This is a genomic window from Borrelia hispanica CRI (assembly GCF_000500065.1).
GTDB lineage: Bacteria > Spirochaetota > Spirochaetia > Borreliales > Borreliaceae > Borrelia > Borrelia hispanica.
In genome coordinates, this window is sequence record NZ_AYOU01000024.1 from 1 (window position 1) to 1,812 (window position 1,812).

The 1,812-nt window shown below is 26.4% G+C and carries 3 protein-coding genes; all 3 read right to left on the minus strand.

From position 1 onward, the window contains the following. Nucleotides 1-602 (minus strand): anti-CBASS protein Acb1 family protein (locus U880_RS0100570; protein WP_024654355.1); only part of this gene is annotated, 602 nt, incomplete at its 3' end. Nucleotides 603-766: 164 nt separating this feature from the next. After that, nucleotides 767-1,264, minus strand: a complete 498-nt coding sequence (bdr, locus tag U880_RS0100575) for a Bdr family repetitive protein (RefSeq protein WP_038358595.1) — start codon at nt 1,262-1,264, stop codon at nt 767-769. Nucleotides 1,265-1,305: 41 nt separating this feature from the next. Further along, on the minus strand, nt 1,306-1,812 hold a 507-nt coding region (locus U880_RS0100580; RefSeq protein ID WP_024654357.1), incomplete at its 5' end, for a phage terminase large subunit family protein.

Here is a 1,812-nt window from a genome sequence, read left to right on the forward strand (position 1 = left end):
GCATCATTAATCTCTGCTAAAGACTCGTCTTTGTAAAACAAAAAATTGTAGTTTCGAATCCTTCTATCTATCTCTTGATAGATAGTCTCAAAAAGAACTACATTTAGAAGAAAACTTTGGGTATAACATGGAGTATATGAACCCAAAATATAGTCGTAATTCTCATATATAATCAAACGACTCTTATGGATCTTTACTTCTTTTCTAACTAAAACTCCCTCATCATCCTCTTCTTTGAATGAATATATGACATAAGAAGACTTAGAACCCCTATCTCGCACACAACTAAAATCTAAATACACAAATCCAATTGGTAATTCTGAATTAATTTCTAAGTCAAGATTATCATCTCCTGCTGTTTTAACCAAAATATAGCCAACACCATTGAATCTGTAACTTATGATACAATTCAATAGTGCTTCTTTGAGTTCTACTTTTAGATTATCTAACGTATCTTCAATACCGCTTAAAGCAGTACTATAAATAACTTCTAAGTTGATCCCATTGTGAAGAACATCTTCTGCAACATTATTTATATAATTCCTGAAAAATATTGAATGTTTGTATAATTCATAAGAATTGATTTTAGAGTTGTATTTCATTATTTCTCCAATACATCAACCCTATATAACCTTATTCAATATACAAAAAATAATTATAGATCAATTATTTATTTTTGCTAAAAAATAATAGCAAAAATTACAAAAAATTGCAAAAAAAATTTAAACTTATTCTTTATATAGAAGAAATATTTACTTATTTAAATTTACTTTATAAACAATGCATATAGCATAGATATTAATGCTAGAAATATTCCTACATTAATGGTAATAATAGTCCCAAACATCCAAGCATGTAATTTAAATGTTCCCTTAACATCTAATGCAAATTTATCTATTTTATTATCAAGTTCATTAAATTTAGTATCTATTTTGTTATTTAAGTTATTTTCAACAGTATCTATTTTGTTATTTAAGTTATTTTCAACAGTATCTATTTTGTTATTTAAGTTATTTTCAACAGTATCTATTTTGTTATCAAGAGCATCTTTAACCTTTTCAATATCAGATCTTAAACTACGCTCTAATATTTCCAGTTTAAGATTAAAATTACTTTCTAAATATTGAAGATCTTTAATAGTAAGTTCATTTTTATAGTATCTATAAGACAAATCATCTGCAATTTCTCTCTTAATACCCACTTTTACAAGCTCATTTAATACCATCTGCCTAGTAATTACAGGCTCCATTTGCATATACTCCATAAAGAATCTCCTTATGTAATTATTATACAATAATTTATAAGCTAAATGAAAGTAAATTTAGTAAAATGTTGACTTCTATCACGATAATTTAAAGACATAATTAAATATGCAGCTGATAATGCATCAAGAGCATCATCATGAACTTTACCATCTCCATTATATGAATAAATATCACTAAATACAGAACGACTACTATAATCTAATAAATGCATCTTGTTATAACTAAATGGTGTTAATAAAGAAACAATTCTTGCATGTTTATTTGTTTTTGGTCTTGTTGGTGCAATTCTAAAGTAATTTTCCATATTATCTCGAAGTCTAACATATTCACGTGTCAAAGCCCCAGATCCTTTAATATCATCTCTATCTTCAATATAAAGAGTATTAACATTTAAATTCCCCATTATTACCTTTATTGTATTCATAATATATGGATCAACAGCTGGTTTTTGATCTTGAAATATAAATGCATAATACTTATCCGATACCTTCTCTAAAACACAAAGAGAAGTATTATCCCCACCACTACTATATGCAGGATCTAAATA

Coding starts and splice junctions, on each gene's coding strand:
- bdr (WP_038358595.1), bottom strand. CDS start 1,264: ATGGAGTATATGCAAATGGAGCCTGTAATTACTAGGCAGATGGTATTA.